Annotated in this window: 13 protein-coding genes; 3 read left to right on the top strand and 10 right to left on the bottom strand. The window is 38.3% G+C overall.

Annotation, left to right across the window (positions count from 1 at the left end; translation table 11 throughout):
* Window positions 1–19: 19 nt before the first annotated feature.
* From NAG76_16995 to NAG76_16960, 8 genes are all read right to left on the bottom strand, one after another.
* Complete coding sequence (locus tag NAG76_16995; GenBank protein URN93514.1) at window positions 20–3,082, bottom strand: VWA domain-containing protein; 3,063 nt, start codon at window positions 3,080–3,082, stop codon at window positions 20–22.
* Window positions 3,072–5,000 (bottom strand): VWA domain-containing protein, encoded by a 1,929-nt coding sequence (locus tag NAG76_16990; GenBank protein URN93513.1) that lies wholly within the window; start codon window positions 4,998–5,000, stop codon window positions 3,072–3,074. Before NAG76_16990 ends, NAG76_16995 begins: the two co-directional genes overlap by 11 nt.
* A 32-nt stretch (window positions 5,001–5,032) precedes the next feature.
* Window positions 5,033–6,100 carry a DUF58 domain-containing protein gene (locus tag NAG76_16985; GenBank protein URN93512.1) on the bottom strand — a complete coding sequence of 356 codons (1,068 nt, stop codon included), beginning with the start codon at window positions 6,098–6,100 and terminating at the stop codon, window positions 5,033–5,035.
* 377 nt (window positions 6,101–6,477) lie between these two features.
* On the bottom strand, window positions 6,478–7,437 hold the full coding sequence (locus NAG76_16980; GenBank protein URN96869.1) for an AAA family ATPase: 960 nt from the start codon (window positions 7,435–7,437) through the stop codon (window positions 6,478–6,480).
* Between the two features lie 360 nt (window positions 7,438–7,797).
* Window positions 7,798–9,462, bottom strand: coding sequence for a hypothetical protein (locus NAG76_16975; GenBank protein ID URN93511.1), 1,665 nt, complete (start codon window positions 9,460–9,462; stop codon window positions 7,798–7,800).
* 366 nt (window positions 9,463–9,828) lie between these two features.
* Window positions 9,829–10,737, bottom strand: a complete 909-nt coding sequence (locus tag NAG76_16970) for an ABC transporter permease subunit (GenBank protein ID URN93510.1) — start codon at window positions 10,735–10,737, stop codon at window positions 9,829–9,831.
* Window positions 10,734–11,666, bottom strand: a complete 933-nt coding sequence (locus tag NAG76_16965) for an ABC transporter ATP-binding protein (GenBank protein ID URN96868.1) — start codon at window positions 11,664–11,666, stop codon at window positions 10,734–10,736. The genes NAG76_16970 and NAG76_16965 overlap by 4 nt, the downstream gene beginning before the upstream one ends.
* A gap of 29 nt (window positions 11,667–11,695) precedes the next feature.
* Window positions 11,696–14,065, bottom strand: a complete 2,370-nt coding sequence (locus tag NAG76_16960; GenBank protein ID URN93509.1) for a hypothetical protein — start codon at window positions 14,063–14,065, stop codon at window positions 11,696–11,698.
* A gap of 263 nt (window positions 14,066–14,328) precedes the next feature.
* Here NAG76_16960 and NAG76_16955 point away from each other — a divergent pair, with 263 nt between their 5' ends.
* The 3 genes from NAG76_16955 (at window position 14,329) to NAG76_16945 (ending at window position 16,810) form a co-directional block, all read left to right on the top strand.
* Window positions 14,329–15,570: an MFS transporter gene (locus NAG76_16955; protein ID URN93508.1), complete on the top strand. Its 1,242-nt coding sequence runs from the start codon at window positions 14,329–14,331 to the stop codon at window positions 15,568–15,570.
* Complete coding sequence (locus tag NAG76_16950; GenBank protein URN93507.1) at window positions 15,567–16,160, top strand: haloacid dehalogenase; 594 nt, start codon at window positions 15,567–15,569, stop codon at window positions 16,158–16,160. Before NAG76_16955 ends, NAG76_16950 begins: the two co-directional genes overlap by 4 nt.
* A gap of 71 nt (window positions 16,161–16,231) precedes the next feature.
* On the top strand, window positions 16,232–16,810 hold the full coding sequence (locus tag NAG76_16945; GenBank protein ID URN93506.1) for a biotin transporter BioY: 579 nt from the start codon (window positions 16,232–16,234) through the stop codon (window positions 16,808–16,810).
* Window positions 16,811–17,001: 191 nt separating this feature from the next.
* Here NAG76_16945 and NAG76_16940 read toward each other — a convergent pair whose 3' ends face one another.
* Both NAG76_16940 and NAG76_16935 read right to left on the bottom strand, forming a co-directional pair.
* Window positions 17,002–17,901, bottom strand: a complete 900-nt coding sequence (locus tag NAG76_16940; protein ID URN93505.1) for a phosphatase PAP2 family protein — start codon at window positions 17,899–17,901, stop codon at window positions 17,002–17,004.
* Window positions 17,902–18,039: 138 nt separating this feature from the next.
* A complete protein-coding gene (locus tag NAG76_16935) occupies window positions 18,040–18,453 on the bottom strand; it encodes a hypothetical protein (GenBank protein ID URN93504.1) in 414 nt (137 codons plus the stop codon).
* Window positions 18,454–18,590 lie beyond the last annotated feature (137 nt).

Here is an 18,590-nt window from a genome sequence, read left to right as displayed (position 1 = left end):
ATGCTGACCAATCTTTTGATTACTTCTTACGATTTTTCGCAGCTAATAATCGATTCATATGATCCGTTCTTGATTGCTCTTTATTATTTTGGTCTACATGATTATTTTGTGCTGCTTGATTGTTATTTGCTACATAATTCCTTTGATCTGCAGGATTGCTATTGGTAACTTTGTTCAAACTAGTCGATGTATCAGACTGCTTCGTATGTTTTTTATCATCACGAACATACACAGTATCATCTCCACTGCTTTTCCGTGTTGTTTTAGCAGTCGATGACTTTGTAACATTATGTGTATCAGTCGAAACCTCATGAGTAAAATTACGGTTCTCACTAGAATCAGCTACTTGTTGCTGATTAGAATTCTCATTATTATTTCTGCGGGATTGTTGAGGTTGTCCATTGCCGTTCATGCTTGCGTACCATTGCTCTTTAGAGTTTTTCCGCTTGGCTAGTCGTGACATCGTCTCATTCTCGGCTTGTTGCGGCATGGAATGAGGCTTGCGTTGCACCTTAACGAGAGCTACTCCGCGATTCAACCACAATTTCCAAGGCAATGATAAACGACGATTCCCTATATCAACTAACCATAATAAGAGAATGATGATCAGAAGTATTTTAGTCCAATCAATAATCTGCTTTACTTGTGTCGGTGCAAATTGGAAAAGTTCATCAGCTTTATCCAGTTCTATCACACGCCCACCTGTAAGCTCAGCTAATGCAGTCATAGATTCTACTCCAACAGTGGAATCCATATTCAATTGATATTCAGCTGAGTAAGGGACAACAAATCCTGTTGTCACACCATTTTGAATGGTATTAGTGCCATCAACAGATGTAAGCTTACCAATTTGCGTAAAGTAGACACCACTTTTTAGAGCGCCTGTATCTACTTCATACTGACCATTACTGACAGGAATGAGTGGATACACTTGTTCACTTTCTCCATCCCTGACTACCATCCCTAGATCACCGCGAGACAATCCATCATGTCCAGTAATCAATAATTGATCACTATGACTACCATCGATCGTATATGGGGAAGACACAAATTGTGGATACGTCCACTTCACCCATTCAACAAATACTTTAGGGAACTCCGTCCAATTAATCCATGAACTAGCCCATTCCCCATTCACATCAGTTGTAAATGCGACGGTTTTCCCTGCTCCGACATTCCATCTAGCAAGAAGCGGATCTTCCATATGCGTGTAAAGTGATACTTCAGCCAAATCCTTCGCACTTGTTGCAACGTAAGCATCTACTTCCGGAACACCACTCTTCCAAAGTTGACTCCAAGCACCAGCATAACCAATGATAGGATCAAAAGTTTTATCAACGATATATGAGCGAGTCATTAACGCAGTCTCTCTACTGAAAATAGCAGGAAGAGTAGATTGATCTTCGGTATAATAATAACGACCTCCGGCATCAGTCGCTAAGCTTTCCAATAATCTCGTATCGGAATCACTACCTACTGCGACAGAAGACATTGTCATCATATTCGCAAGCATATCGTCTGTTAATTGCTTATAATTATCGTTCGTGCCAGACTGACCATCAGTAAGCAAAATAATATGTTTGCGCTCACTATTAAGAGTCAACATTTCTTCATAAGCGGACTTTAGGGCAGGATAAATACTCGTTCCACCCGCGGCATTAATCGCGCTAATCGATGATATAATCTCATCCTTATTGCTTACTTTCGTTGGGGAGACGACCCAAGTTGGTCGGTCATCAAATGCAATAACACCTACTGTATCTTCAGGACGAAGCAATTCAACGGTACGTATCGCTGCCTCTTTCGCTAATTCGAGTTTATCGCCACCCATACTTCCTGAATGATCGATAACTAGAATCAGACCTAACTTTGGTAATTGTCGCTTCCCGGTTAACTCCATATCTACCGGTAAAATTCGCTCTATTGGTGTATCGAAGTATCCACCCAAACCATAGCTATTACTACCTCCGAGCATCAGAAAACCGACACCATAATTTCGTACAGCGGTTTCAATGTTGTCCATTTTAATTTGCGGTAAATCCACAGCACTTACATTATTGAAAATAATGCTATCATACTGAACATATTCCGCTAATTCATAACTTAACTCTTCAGCTACGATCGTTCGATAGCCAATATACGATGAAGCTAAAGCATTTTCAATATTGGTTGAACTGCCTTTTTTACCTTCAACGATTAATACACCAGCAGGTCCGTCAACTCTACTCAGTCCATATGCTGTATTGTTAATTGGCTCATGATCACTTGCAGCTTGAACTACAGCACGGTACTGGTGCAAACCAGGCTCTGTAGCAAGTTGATCTAGTAGAAACGTATTCTCACCTTGCATCAGTGAAACATCATATTGATTCATCAATTCATCATCTTCATAGATATACAATACTGCACTGGTTGCTGTAGTGCTTTCAAGAGAGATAGATAATTGATACTTCTCTCCCGCTTTCAATTGACCGGGCACTTTAAATTCAGATATCGCAACATCTTGTTCTTGCTCGGAGGCAAGCATGACAACATCAACAGCGATATCCATCGATCGAAGTAATTGTGCTTCACGAAGCATATCACCATTCGTCTCAATACCATCGCTTATTAGAACAATTCGCCCACCACCTTGCTGACTTAACATCCCGCTTGCTTGTCGCAATGCATTAGATATTATAGTTCCATCTTCAGCTACAGTTGTACGGAACTGTGCTAGTCCTTGTAGTGGTGATATCGTCCGATCAATCGCTATTCCATTACCAAATGATAAAATCGCTTGATAGCTCTTCTCATCTCCAGCAGAAATTGCGTTATTAACAACATTAATTGCGGTATCATTATTACTAATTGAAGCAGAACGATCGACTGCAAAAACGATGTTTTTACGATCACTGCTACTATAGGGCATGATTCCTGCAATTAAACAAATGATAAGTAATATGATGAAGGAGCGAATCGTAATCGCTGAAATTTTACGCATACCTACTAGGCGAGTCGTGTATCTTATCATATACCATATATACAATGGAATAAGCAGAAGTAATAATAACCACCATGGCTGATCTACGTTAAAGCCCACGACGGTACACCTCCCATTCCAACACAAGACAACACATCATAAGCATTGCTAGCCAAGGTATTATACTTTGCAAACCTTGCCCTTTTCCTGCATCACTTACTTGTAATTGCTCTTGAGATAACTCCGAAAGTTGATTATTCATTGAATAAGAATACTCGGACAACTCCGCGTGAACGACTGCAACTCTCGATTGTACCCGCTCATCGTTTCTATCTAACTCGATTAACTGATATACCCCCGGAACAGAAGGAGTCAATATAGGTTGATCATAGCTCATCGTATTGCTTTTTTCTGTGCCTTTGCTACTAGTATCACTCATTGATTGCCAGTAGCTACTTGCCGTATTGGTAGATAGTGTAATAGCAGGTTCACTACCAACTAGAAAACTCCCCAACTGTTCAGACGTACCTTTCACCATATATTGAAGTGATTGCATCATTAAAATTGGAAACTCTGCACGTAATGGTAGATCCGTGTCCTGCAATGAGAATGTAAATCTTAATCTTGGTTTTTGCATCTCATATCCAGCTACAATAGCTGGCCAATCTCCATATTTCAGTACGACAGTTCCAAAATTCAATTCAGTATTCGTTAACTTTCTCATTTGCGAAATATAGGTGTCTTGGAAAGTAATATACTGGGTAACTTCATGATCAGTAACAATAACTTCTTGTGAAGAAGGAGCTACTGAGCTAGCGCCCGCTTTCTTCGGATGATCGATGATCCACAATGGATATTTCGCCATGTAACTACTCCATGCTGAATCAAGCTGTAACCGATCGTAGTCGCCATCTACTATAATTAAATGATATGAATTATCCTTTGAATCAGTAGGAGGCTCACTACTCGGAGAAAGCTTTGTAAGGTCGGCGTTCATAAGCTGTAGCGCTTTTTCGAGAAATAGATTTCCTTCAGATACGAGCAGAACATCATACTCAGATTCTTCAGCTAGCACTTGAAACATAATATTGTCACTAAGGTTATGATCTCCATCCATAGCCTTAACTTCTGCCTTGTAATAATAACTAATAGGAAGTTTATTAAGCTCAACTGTCGTATATTGCCCTGAACTTGTTACTTGATTCTTTTCTACAGTTGAGATGACTTTATCGTTGTGATCGTAAGCTGTAACCAATACTGTCAATTGTTGTTGCAAGCCTTGAGGATGTGCAATCGTGACAAATCCTTCTGCCTCAATGGCATCTTCAGAGTTAATCGTAAAACTTCGAATATTCACATTGCTATGAACCTCGTCATCTCCGATAATGTTCCAATATTCTCTACTAGTATTCGATTGATTTTTCTTATCTTCTATCGAAGTTGCTTTAAAACTTTGATCTACATAAAGACTAATCACTTGTTGTTCTTCTTCCGAAACTAATGCTCTTGCTAACGATAGTGTAGTCTCATCATCAGATACACCATAATAAGGTTGTAAGTCATTAACGGCATTAATAACTTTGTCAACTTGTACTTCTCTACTTGTTATGATTTCTGGATAATCACCATTAACGATAAGCGTAATTGGACTACCAGCTAATTCTGTTTTTAACCATTCTATCATTTTATCTTTTGCTAATTGGAAATAGCTCTCCCCAGTTGCTGTCGTCATAGCAGCCATACTCGCTGAACGATCAAGTACGACAATCACATGTTCATCCTTTGCAATCAACTTCTCGATCACAGGTTCCATTAGCGCAAAGACGATACATATTGCTACCAACAATTGCAGCCATAATAAAAGGCGTTTCTTAAGCTTTTGCCATGGTTTATTCGCTTCTTGTTCTTGTAATGCTCGGCGCCATAATATATGACTTGATATCATCCGCGGTTGATAACTTTTTTTGAATATATACATCGCAACGATAACAAGTAAAGAAATGCCAAACCAAGCTGATGTTGCAGAAAGCCATTGCAAGCCGATCCACCTCCTTAAAACTTTTCTTTCAGCTACTTATAGATGATTGATTCACCACTGCTCAATAATCCAATAAATTGTTCCGTAAATGGTAAACCACTATTCATGGAGTAATAGGCGATGCCACGAGTTTCACAACGTTGTTTTATAGATCGCTGAAATTGAGCTACCCCTTGCTCATATTTAGCTAAAATCGCTGGCGTTATTGCGACTTCCGTTTTTCTATTCGTTTCGATATCTATAAGTTTTAATTCACCTTCTAATTGCGGGTTCCATTCTTCAGCATGAAGAATATGAACGAAAACGACTTCTTGACCTCTTGCTTGCAATTGATTAAGTAAATTTTCTAATCCTTCATCATATAAGCCATCACTGAATAGCCAAGTTACTCCGGCACGCCGAGGTAATGCAACCCCGGATTGAAACGCACGCATCATATCGCTCCACTCTACTTGCATATCTAAGTCAGAAGTAGATGTGTTATTGTCTACTAATAACCCATCTCGAGTTCTTCCTGCAATATCAGCAAAAGATTGTCCATCTTCATTACGATAATGATGAATGAGTTGTCCTAGGTGTTTGAATAACGTGAATTTAGCATGTTTACCATACAAAGATGGTACAGCATCAACAATTTCCTTCTCATTGAATAAATTAATTTGAACACGATCTTCACATATTAAAGACAAGTATCCAACACTAGCAGCAAATCTGAGTGCGAAAAGCCACTTGTTCGTATCTCCACGACCAAAACTACTCATTGATTTCGAGCTATCTACATATAGGCTAAACGATCGTTCTTGCTCGTCCCAATATTGACGAATATATGCTTTTGACGTTCTACCGTATAAATTCCAATCAATTCTACGCACATCATCGCCACTTACATAAGGTCTGTAATCTGCAAATTCAAGTGAACTACCAAGCTGACTAGATCTACGCTTCCCTGCCAACATTCCTTTGACACGAGAATTTGAACGAATCATCATCCCATCAAGCTTAGATAACCAACTCTGATCGGGGAACAATAATTGCAGCAATTGCATCGCATCTATTTGTTGACTACTATATATATCATTTGACTGTAAGTCACTCGACATGATTGCCACCCTCTCTTACAACAACTTTCCAAGTTCGTTCATATTCGATGTCGACTAAGCTCCGTCAGCATAATCATCGTTATCAAAGTCATTATAACAATACCCAGCAACGTGTACGGTACGAGTACACGAGCGGCCAATGTTCAGCACGAGATTTCCAATGAAGGTTCAAAAAGCGGGCTTTCGCAAGCCGAGAAGATGGAGTGCTACTTGAGAAAGGCGGAAGCGCAAGTGTACGTGTTTGGTACACGCGAACCTATAATGTTTCTGCAAGAAACATACTTCGGAAGCTTATGCTATATTTTCCAAGTTCACTTCATATTCGATGTCGAATAAACTACAGCGCGTTACATCGTTATCAAAGCCCGCTTTTTGAACTACCTTCTATCCTTTTCCAACGATGCAATAACACTCGCAACAACATGATCTCCCAGCATCCCTTGTGCCTGTGCCTCATAACTAAGTCCAATACGATGTCGCAGCACTGGAGCAGCAACCGCGATAAGATCATTCCATGAAACATGCGCTCGACCTTGCGATAGTGCCCTTACTCTACTAATTGAAACTAAAGATTGCAAAGCACGTGGTCCCGCTCCATATCTTACGAATTGCTTCACTTCTTGCGGTGCATCTTCTTCATGTCGATGTGTACGCATGGTTATACTAACTGCCGCATCCAGCATTTCCTCTGATATAACAACCTGCTTAGCAAGAGCTTGCAATGCTTGTAGTTGTTCGCCTGACATCACAACTTGTGCTTCTGGTGTTTTCGCCCCTGTTGTTCTACGTACGATTTCTTTCAATTCATCACGATTCGGATATTCAATTCCAATCTTCAATAAAAAACGATCTAATTGTGCTTCGGGTAGTGGATACGTACCTTCCTGCTCAATTGGATTTTGAGTAGCTAGTACAAAAAATGGCTTAGGTAAAGCGTAACTCTCTCCACCAGCAGTAACAGTACCTTCTTGCATCGCTTCGAGCAGCGCACTTTGTGTCTTTGGTGTTGCACGGTTAATCTCATCAGCAAGAACTAAATTTCCGAATATCGGACCTTTTCCGAATCGTTGTGACGTAATTCCTTGCGATCCAAAATCTATTAATGTTGTCCCTGTAATATCAGCTGGCATTAGATCAGGCGTAAATTGTATACGAGAAAATTGAAGCGATAGCACATCGGAAAGTGTGCGAACTAGCATTGTTTTTCCAAGTCCAGGAATACCTTCTAGTAGTGCATGTCCTCCGGCAATAACACACCATATTAACTGCTCGACAACCTGCTTCTGTCCTACTATAACTTTTCCGATCTCCTCTTGTAGCTGCGTAATCTGCTTCATTGCCTCATCTATTTGCTGTTTCGCTTCCAAATAAATCCCTCCTAAAACTTTTCATTGAAACTCTTGATACACTACTTCGCAAATGAAAAGTCGCTTCGAAAGCTTATGCTTACTTTTCATTGAACTTCCTCTTCCAATATAGGTTCAAAAAGTGGGCTTTCGCAAGCCGAGAAAATGGCCCACAGCGGAAAGGAGTAGCACAGCGTACGTTATTGGTACGTGAGCACCTACAATGTTTCTGCAAGAAACATGCCTCGGAAGCTTATGCTAGGCTTTCGATGGGGGACATCTTCGATGTCGAATAAGCTTCGATAGCATGATCATCGTTATCAAAGTCCGCTTTTTGGACTTCCTTTACAACTAATTGGGTTGGATCGCGTCAAAGTACTGTTTCACTTTGCTCTGTACATGATCAGGTAATGTAGTGCGTGTTAAAGAATCTTTCGCTTCTGTCTCATATTCACGGAATACTTCAGAATAATCACCTTGTGATCCTTCAATCGTAGGAGCTGTTCCCCCGGAAATAATTTCTCCTCCAGTTGTAGGACCTCCATCTATGCTCGGCTCACTTGATCCAGCAAATTTACGCGGTGTAGTTATTGTCGAATGATTACCGGAACCCGTTCCAGCACCTCCACCAGTACCACTTCCTTGTCCTTGTCCTTGGCCTTGACCCTGTCCTTGTCCTTGTCCTTGACCCTGTCCCTGTCCTTGACCCTGTCCCTGTCCTTGACCCTGTCCCTGTCCTTGGCCTTGTCCTTGTCCTTGTCCTTGTCCTTGTCCTTGACCCTGTCCTTGTCCTTGGCCTTGACCTTGGTTATTACCAGAAGGGGGTTGACCTTGAGAACCCGCATTATTTTGTGCGATTGCATTAGCTAATTGATCACTTAACGCTTGATTAGATGAGCCAATATTCTCACTTAGAGCACCCATACCTTGTTGCATTTGCCCACTTAGTTGAGATGCTAATGCAGCAATTTGTTCAGCGGAAAGCTGCTCAGATAATTGTTCACTTAGATCATTCATTGCCTGCTCACTTAGTTCTCCATTTTGCGCTTGTTCAGCTAGTTGTTGCATCTGCTGTGCAAGCTCATTATTCTGCTCCGACAATTGTGCCATCGCTTCTGCTAACGCTTTTGCAGTTTCACTATCTAAACGTTGCATCGCTTGTTTCAAACCTTCCTCACGCTGACCTTGAGGTTTATTTAGACTTTCATTGAATGCTTTCTGAAACTCTTCTAATTGAGAATTATTTGCTAATGCTTGTTTAAGTTGATCTAATTGTTGCTTCTTCTCTAGCGACTCTTGCTTGAGTTGCTCTAACTCTTCCAATGATTCTGCTAATTCGTCAGCGTTCTCTAAAGTTAAACCTTCCTTCAGATCAAGCTTACTTAGTAGTTCATCGAGCGAAGCTAACAATTCCTCTTTCGTCGATTCATCTATCTCAGATTGTTCTACTGTTTCTTTCATATCAGCAATCTGCTCTTCTACTTGTTCTATTACTTTCTTATTTTCAACTATTTGCTTAGCTTTAACATTTTGCACATTTGGAAGTATAGTTAATAATAATAGAACTACGATAGTTAATGACATTAATGAAATCCATTTACGAACATTCCAACCATACGACATTGGTAGTCTTATCTTTAGATCTTTCTCATATTGCGTAGTTGCAATTGTTGCTTGCTCTAAAATCATTGATTGAAATAGATTTGGTTGCTCTGTGTTTTCCAGTTCCAAAGCTGTAATAACAGCATCCTCACCTAATGCCACATCTACTAGTCTAGCAACATTTTTCACATCACTTCGATTGCGCCATTTCATCGCAAGGATGACAATAATACTAATTAGCCATAATCCAATAGCAATCCATTCATTATATAAAAATGGAACGAATCGACTTACCATTAGCAACAAAATTGGAATGATGCTGCCTAGTACAATTCCTTTCACGAGTAAGGCAGTTAGAAACACTTTATTCCATCTCGCTTGAATCCTTTTCAACAATGTAATAAGTGTAGTCATTTCTTCACTCCCCTCTATACGTAGTAACAGAAATGGAGCCCCTAAGCAGACTCCATTTCTTGCATTTTCAATTCTTGTTCGCTTCATATTCATTATTAAAGCAGGTTTTCGATGGGAGGCATATTTAATGCCGAACCCATTACAAAGTCCATCTTCGTTATCGCAGTCCGTTTTTTGAAGTTCTATTCTAATGTTGGTTCAAATTACAATGAAGGTTCAAAAAGCGGGCGTTCAGAATCGAGAAGATGGAGCGCTACTAGCGGAAGGAGGAAGCGCCAGTGTACGTTATTGGTACACGCGACCCGGACTTCCCAAGTTCGCTTCATATTCGATGTCGAGTATGCTACGTTAGCATACTCATCGTTATCAAAGTCCGCTTTTTGAACTTCTTCTAGTAGGTCTCAGCTTTCTAATCGCCTGCCACAGGCAAACAACCAAGATAACAGTATAAATCAACATATACTCTAACCACATTGGTACATAATCGAAAAACCCTTTTTGTGTAGTACTTGTTGCGTTTATTATTTCCTTAAACATTTCCGGTTCAAATATGCTAAGTAATGCACATGCCGGATTGAATGCAAGAATATGAATAATCCATTCAACAGATGCTGGAGTTGGTGTACCACTATAAATATAGTCTTGTAGTGCGGTGAAACAGATCAAAAATATGACGGCTGTGCCTGCGAACATAAATAATACAACGCCATACGTCACAATAACAGCTAACATCGTGCGTTTAAACAATGTTGAGAATAAGATACCAAACCCTCCGAATATGAGCATATTGAAGAGGAAGAATCCAAAAACAGCTAGTAGTTGTGAAGGAGATACTCCACCATACAAAAATACGATGCCATAGATCGGCAATGTACTAAACACGATTAGAAACATAAAACTTAAACTAGATATTAATTTACTAATAATAATGGATGATGAACTTTGCTGTGTTGTAAGGAGCAAATTAAGCGTCTGTTTCTCCCGTTCTCCACTTATTACGCCAGCTGTTAACCCTGGTGCCATAAATGCAATTAATCCGAGCTGAGCAAAACTCATCACGATAAATAAAATATCATTAAATTCATTCGTATATATACCTGCTCCATTCGATTCGATGCCGACAATAAAGAAGGTTGCTGTAGCAAACAAACCAATCGCTAACAGATAGCTTAATATCGTCCACATCGATTTGGCAGAGCGCATTCTTAAGCGATATTCTTTATCAAGGACTGGATTAATAAACAACTGCTTCATATTGGCTAATATGTTACTCATTGTTCAGCTCCTCCTCCTCTCGTAATTGCTAAGAATATGTCTTCCAAATCAGTCTGTGCTTCTTGGAAAGCGACAACGGGATATCCCGCTTCAATAATTGAGCGCAATAAAGTCGCTTGTTCATCATCATTTCCGGAAAATTGAACTTGAACAGACGCACCATCTATAAACATACCTTGCACTAATGCATGATCACTCAAAAATGCTTTCAGCTGTTCTTGACCGTTAACTAGCTTGATCGTTATAAGACGTTTTGCCATTAACTGCTGCTGGATATTGCTAATGTTACCAACTGCAATCATTTCCCCATGCTCGATAACACCAATCTCATCTACCATTTCCGCTAACTCAGGCAAAATATGAGAAGAAATAATAATCGTTTTACCCATACTTTTCAATTCTTTCAATATTTCACGCATTTCAATACGAGCACGTGGATCTAAACCAGAAGCAGGTTCATCTAGTATTAGCAATTCAGGATCATGAACTAAGCTTCGTGCCAAACAAAGTCTTTGCTTCATCCCACGAGACAATGAATCAACATACGCTTCACGTTTATCTGATAAATTGACAAGTTCCAGTAACTGAGGAATAAGTACATCACGTTCCGGTTTTGTTAACCCGTAACTCGCACCATAGAAATGTAAGTACTCATCTGTTTTCAATTGATCATATACTCCGAAAAAGTCAGGCATATAGCCTATTTTTCGCCGAACAAGATGCGGATGTTCGGTAACATCAATTCCATCCACTTTTGCATAACCTGAAGTTGGAATCATTAACGTAGCTAGTATCGACATTGTTGTTGATTTACCTGCACCGTTCGGGCCAACAAAACCGAAAACAGTACCTTTCTTAATCGACAGATCGATTCCTTTCAACGCTTGAAAGTTACCGAAAGATTTACTAAGCCCTTTAATCTCGATCATCAATTGTGGTTGTTCTTGTTCTATATTCATTATTGTGATCCCCCTTCCACAAGCAGTGTTGGAATAACACCCTCTCCACCATTAATTGATTCCATTTTAAGGACTAAAGCCTTTTTGTCATTCACGTAATCTGCAAGTTTAAACGATGGTTCACCAGAATATTTATCCCATGCTTGCGTCGTCTCGTTAAATAATGCCATATTAAAATCATTAAAGTAATACTGTTCAAACACTGGTTGGAATGAACCAATAGCATCAGCTGACATTGTTCCATTCAGTGGATAAGTTAGCAAAATAGCACCGTTGTGTAAGTAGAAAGTATTGTCACTTTGCATCTGAAGATTTGCATTATCTTCGGTCGTAACAACAGGTTCCACTAGATGGGAATCAGGCATTTGCTCAAGAATAAGATCTAAAAGATTAACATTCCACAACGTTAATTGGTCTGTTTTTACTTTTTTATTATTAACTTGATAGATAGAATTATCACTGTAGCTAAATGCTACTAATTTAATTGAATCACCGATCGTTGTCCCATTATCAATTAATGCAGTTTCACGAGGATACTCTTCCCAAGCGTTCGAAGATTGAGAGAAAATTTGACCACCATAGGAGTATCTATATGTATTAACAGTTGTATATTGTAGTGGTGAAGTTAATTGTAGTTCTGTACTTTCACCCTTAGCTAGTTCACCAATTACTTCTACATTTCCTCCATTAATAAATGATAGATGAGATAGATTTACTCCAGTATTGTTCTCAATAACAAGTATCATTTGATCATTACGTTTTTCGATAGAAACGTCGATTTTATTAATTTCACCCTCATCAAATACAATAGGTGATTTCAAGAAACTGCGTGTTGTCCAATATTTATTATTATTCCACTGTAGTTCTTTGTGATCGCCATCATATCGAATGACATATTCTTTATCTCTTTTTAGCGGGTTAGCATTACCATTACCGTTGTAATTGTTAGGAGATAACGTTACATATTGAATGCTAGGAACATCAATCGAGAGATCTTTGTTACTGGCAAGAAACACCGATCCTATTCCTCTAACGATTGTGGTATCTCCTGTTTGCTCAACAATATCAACACTATGCACATAATTTTCTGTTTTGTTCATCGCACCCAAGTAAACAACAATTAAAGTTGTCAGCACCGCACTCGCTGGAATGATCCACCACGACCATTCACGTTTATCTACACGTTTCAATATGACATATAGAATTGGTGCAATAAGAACTACATAGATAGCAAAAACTAACATCAATAACATAACAGGTGGTGCTTCAAGTCTTGGGAAATATTGAGCAGCTTGCTGCAGTATCCAATTTGGATCTTCATTATAGTAACCACCCGATACTGCTGTTGGAACGATACTATCTGAAAGCAACGTTTGAATAAAAGATGTCCTACCTTCCCATACCGAAAATGGTTTTAAACTCAGATCAAATGCTGTATAGATCACAGTACCTTTACCAACCGTATTTCGAGCAACAATTGGGTTATTATTACTAGTTATCAGCGACTCACCTTGAGTTAATGATCCTTGTATAATTTGAATAGGGTCAAGTGGGTTTTCTGAAAGAGCATATTGTGTAATGACCGAAGTATCTTCTAAAATCGTAGTACTTTGACCATTGACAGGTAAGATGTCTTCAATAGCTTTCATCGTTTGCCCGTAGTTGGCACCACCACCAACTAATAATGTTCCACCTTTCGCAACCCATTCCGTAAGCGCATCTACTTTCTGCTCTGACCATGTACTTGTTATGACATCATTAAGCACTAAGACATTGAACATGTCTAAATAATCCGCAGAATCAGCAACAAAATCCTCTTCCATAATTACAGTTGTAAGATCATAGCCTTGTCCTCTTAGTAACAATAAAAAATTCAATGTATCCGGATCAGAAGATATAATTCCTACGACTGCGGATGATGCAACACTTTTTCCTACTACATTAATATCACCTGTTACATCTAGTTGATTTCCTTTTTCCATAGTTCCTTCATAGAACTGGAAAGAGTTTAACTTTGAACCAAAATTACCATCAACATTCATCGTCAATTGGATCTCACTGCCACTTACAATTTCAACGGGAACAACATGTGAAACTGTATTCCCTTGAGCAGTACTAATATTAAATACTAGTTCTCCTTTAACATCTCGGTCAAAGTTGTTCTTTAAAGTAACAAATACCGGTGTAGGAGTATTAACTCGATACTGTCCATCGTAACCAACTTTAGCTCCAATATGTATACTTTTGGTCACCTTGTTTTCTACTGTTGAACCATATACTAATGATGAGCTTGTTATCGACAACAACCATAGAGGTACAAGCATAATGAGTACATATAGCATTATTTTCTGGTTTTTAACGTTTATCACAATTTATCCCCTTCCATTAATTAACCAAGTTAATTATTTACACTATTAATTATTGTACTTACAAGTATCTACCTACATTTCAGATCAGTCTCCACACATTACTAACGTCACGATTAATAGATTTGTTGCAAATCAAATACACGTATAGACTCCTTTCAACACGTTCACATACAATAGACGAACAAACATAGGCCAACCCCTGCAAAATAATAATGTGACAAAGTGATTTTCTTCTATTACATTATTGTAAGGAGGGATTTCTCATGAGCAAATTACAATCCAGCAAGATTCAATCTGTTATCTTCTTATTCGTAACCTTGTTTTTCTGGATCTCAATGTACATCTATGTTCCTATTTTAACACCATATTTATCCAATTTGAAATATTCCTTACAATTTATTGGCGTTGTATTAGCTACCTATGGATTAATCCAATTATTATTCCGTTTTCCACTTGGCATTTTATCGGATCATCTGCAGAAGAGAAAACTCTTTATTGTACTTGGTATGTTGTGCAGCGTCTGTAGTTGTCTACTATTTCTTGTACCTGATCTTTGGATTTTCCCATTGCTCGGTCGTGCTGTCGCAGGAATTTGTGCATCTACTTGGGTAGCATTCACGATTATGTATGCTAATAACTTCGAACAACATGAGATGCCTAAAGCAATGGGACAAATTAGCTTATATACTGTACTCGGTCAATTTATCGGAATGATGGCATCAGGATGGATCTCCGATGTGTATCAGTATCGTATGACCTTTATCGTTGGTGCAGTGATAGGTGCAATTGGATTGGTACTCTCATTTCTATTATACGAGAAGAGTCCAACGAGTGATCAAAAAGGGATGTCCTTCAAACTAATCGGGTCAGTTCTAAGTTCACATCGTGTCTTGTTTGCCTCTCTCCTGTCAGTTCTTGCGCATGGAGTACTATTCATTACAATGTTTGGGTTCACACCACTTAAAGCGATTGAACTCGGTGCAACAGGGACACAACTTACCATATTAATCGCTTGTTTTATGATACCACACGCCATTGCAGCTAGAGTTGCATATCCGATCATGCAAAAGCTACATCATCGTGGTACATTTGCAATCAGCTTTTTCATTAGTGGTCTTTGTACGTTAGCGTTAATGTTTGTCGATTCACTGCCTGCGATGTACTTTACACAACTATTGAATGGTTTCGCTCAAGGACTACATCTACCATTATTACTTTCTTTTGCTATTTATAAAGTGGAAAGTAATGTTAGAGCAACAGCAATGGGTCTATATCAGGCACTTTACTCGGTAGGTATGTTCTCTGGCCCTCTCATTGCTGGTATTCTCAATGATAACTTTGGAATTGATAGTGGATTTTTATTTGGAAGTATACTTGCATTTAGCGCGTTGGTTGTAATACCGTGGTCGCTTTATGTAGATTTCAAAAAAGACGCTTTAATAACGATAAATGTGCTAACGAAGCATAGCGAACTTTCACTTAAAGGAGAAGAACAAGAAAAATGAGAAATATATTAGTGTTAGATGTTGGGGGTGTATTAGCAACTAATCTTACGCCGCGACTATGGCAAGACTTAGCTGATTTGTCCAATACGTCTATCGATACGATGTACGCTTCCTATAAACAAGAGATTAGTAAGCAGCTTTGGACAGGGCAATGTACGGAGAAGCAGTTTTGGCAATGGTTAGCATCATATGGTGTTCAACTTTCAGTTAGTGATCAACGTCGGCTAATAACTCAAGCTTTACAACCATTACCAGCTCTTGACTACCTCGAGCGATGGTCTAAACTAGCAGATATCTATATAATGAGCAATCACCTTAACGACTGGCTCCAACCTCTGCTAGCACCTTATCTACCCTATATAAAAAGCATCCATGTCTCAGATCAAGTACGACTTAGCAAACCCAATCCTAAGTGGTTTCAGCTGCTTCATGAACAATTTACAGATGTATCATCCATCTGGTTCGTAGACGACAGTTCAAATAATATTGCCGTTGCACAAACGATTGGATGGAACGTACTCTTAGCAGATCAGAATCATGATTGGATAGCTACATTAACCGAACAACTTCAATCAACAAGTAATAATTAATAATATTGAGCTATAGTAAACTATTTTCCATTACCCATTTTTGTGAATAATATTGAGAAAGGTGGACTTTTATGAAAGTTAATTGGTTTCATTCTCTCATATACACCCCATTATTCAGTGCGTTATTTATTATTTTTACTCTGACTCAAATAAAGCTACCTTTTTCTCCAGTACCATTTACATTACAAACTCTTGGGGTCATTTTGGCAGGTGTCTACTTAAAACCACAAGCAGCATTTATTAGTATTTTTATTGTCATAATACTAGCATTAATCGGACTACCTGTGTTCGGCGGTGAAAGTGGACTTACGTATATATTAGGATCTACTGGTGGTTTCATCTTCTATTTCCCGTTTGGTGCACTTATTATAAGCCATCTAACTCATTTCGTGTTAAATTTTGATTCTAACAAACCTTCAAAACTGCGGTTAGTCACCTATTTCTCGGTGGTATTTACTCTATTCGGACTTGTTATGCCTTATATATTTGGTATACCTTGGTTTATTAATGTACTAGATGTTAGTTTTGTAACGGCTATGAAGATGGCGTGCTACCCCTACTTAATTTTCGATTTCGTTAAGATTATTATTGCTGTTGCAGTATTGATAACTATGAAAAAAACTGTTCTTTTTATTCGATTACAACAATAAACCTGACACGATTAACTACACAGTACAGAAAAATAGGATACTCGCCCTCAACATAGAGGTAGGTATCCTATTAATAATTTATTCTTTTTTAATAACCTAGGGTGAGTGCTCGTTCAATAAACATTGCTTATACATACTTTTCATTCCTAAAAAGAAGCTTCTCGATATACTCATTGTAAAATTGAGCTAACCTATCCTTTTGTAGTTGCTAAACGTAACTTCACAAACACCCACGGTGCTATAGCAATTGTCCATAATCCTATTATTCCATATCTGATAAAGTCAGCAATAGATTCTTCAGGTAAAAACAACTTGAATCCTTCTTTTATTAAGATCACACCAAATAAGCCAATTACACAAGCGATTACTTTATGTACTATTGACTTGGAAATTACGAAATTAACTTTCTCTCTTTCCCACACATAACCAAGAATTGTGAATGCTAATAATCCACATGCTTGATAAGCGCCTTCTTGATCTAATCTGCCATTAGTTATTCCATGATAAAGAGGTAGCAAAACAATCGGAATGATAATGGCAATCGCTATCCATATCCGATTAGTAATTGTACTGAGTAATTGATTACGAATGACAAGTGACGTTATGATTACAATAACTGCTCCCAGAAACCATCCGAACAATACATCCTTGGGAAAATGTACTCCAGAGTAAAGTCTAGCAAAACCTACTGCAATGATCACAATAATTGTAAAAACAGTAAATAATTTTTTGCGAATAACGGATGCTAAAAAAGCCCATACTGCAAAACTATGCTGTGAATGACCACTTGGGAATGAGTAACCACCTTGTTCTACTAAAGATTTAATGCGATCTGCATGCAACTGAAAAGGTCTTAAGTATTGAAATAAATCTTTCATAAATACATTTACATAATAGCTAACAAAAAGAACGATCGCTAGCTGGAAACCTACTCTTTTGGATACTAACCAGTAGATGATTGGTAGTAAAATCGTGAAGAACGTCACTTCTCCAGTAAAGTTAATGAATTTCACAATAGAATCTACAAAACTTACACGTAATTCCATTAAGCGTTGTAGCAAATCAACTTCCCACTCCAAAAAGTTCGACACGCAGTTGATTACCCCCCTCAATTCGTCGTTGGTATAATGTTACAATTATAGTATATGGTTTGTACATTGATGTAAATGACTAGATTTATTGATTGTTTGAAAGAATTAGTGTTTTTAACAGCTAGATTTTTTGTAGGGCTAGTCTTGTTCCTCCAATTGGGCGTCTGTTATGATTTCTCTCATAAGAGGTGTTACATAAAAACAATTTTCCAAGTCTTCCTCTTCCAACATTGCCCAATAGAAAAATGTATTATGGTGAATGCTTATATCCTCGAGAAGGAACTTCCTAATAGTATTTCTCCAATTCCCTTCAACTCTTTTTATTGTTATGGCATCGTCGTATGATGAGATAATAATAATCATTAATGCAAACTTTTCTTCTGCATTTAATTCTACGGTTTTGTAAGCAGACAAAAATTCGGATATTCTTGATGAATCCGACACTACGTACTCCCAATCTTGAGAGAATTCATCAGGAGTAGGTAATCCAATTTTCATTACTAATCCTTCAATAGCTCCTTTTGTAACATATTTATGATTGATCGAATCCATCCCCCTATTTTTACCTATACTGAAGAATATGCTTTATTAAATGTAAGAGCAGATCTTAAAGTCGTCCCTTTGAATCATGTTTATTCTCATTTCATTATCAACTAATACAAAATCATTCCAATTATTGAAAGATTCTG

The sequence above is a fragment of the Candidatus Pristimantibacillus lignocellulolyticus genome, from assembly GCA_023639215.1.
GTDB classification, from domain to species: domain Bacteria; phylum Bacillota; class Bacilli; order Paenibacillales; family Paenibacillaceae; genus Pristimantibacillus; species Pristimantibacillus lignocellulolyticus.
This window is presented reverse-complemented; position numbering and strand designations above follow the sequence as displayed.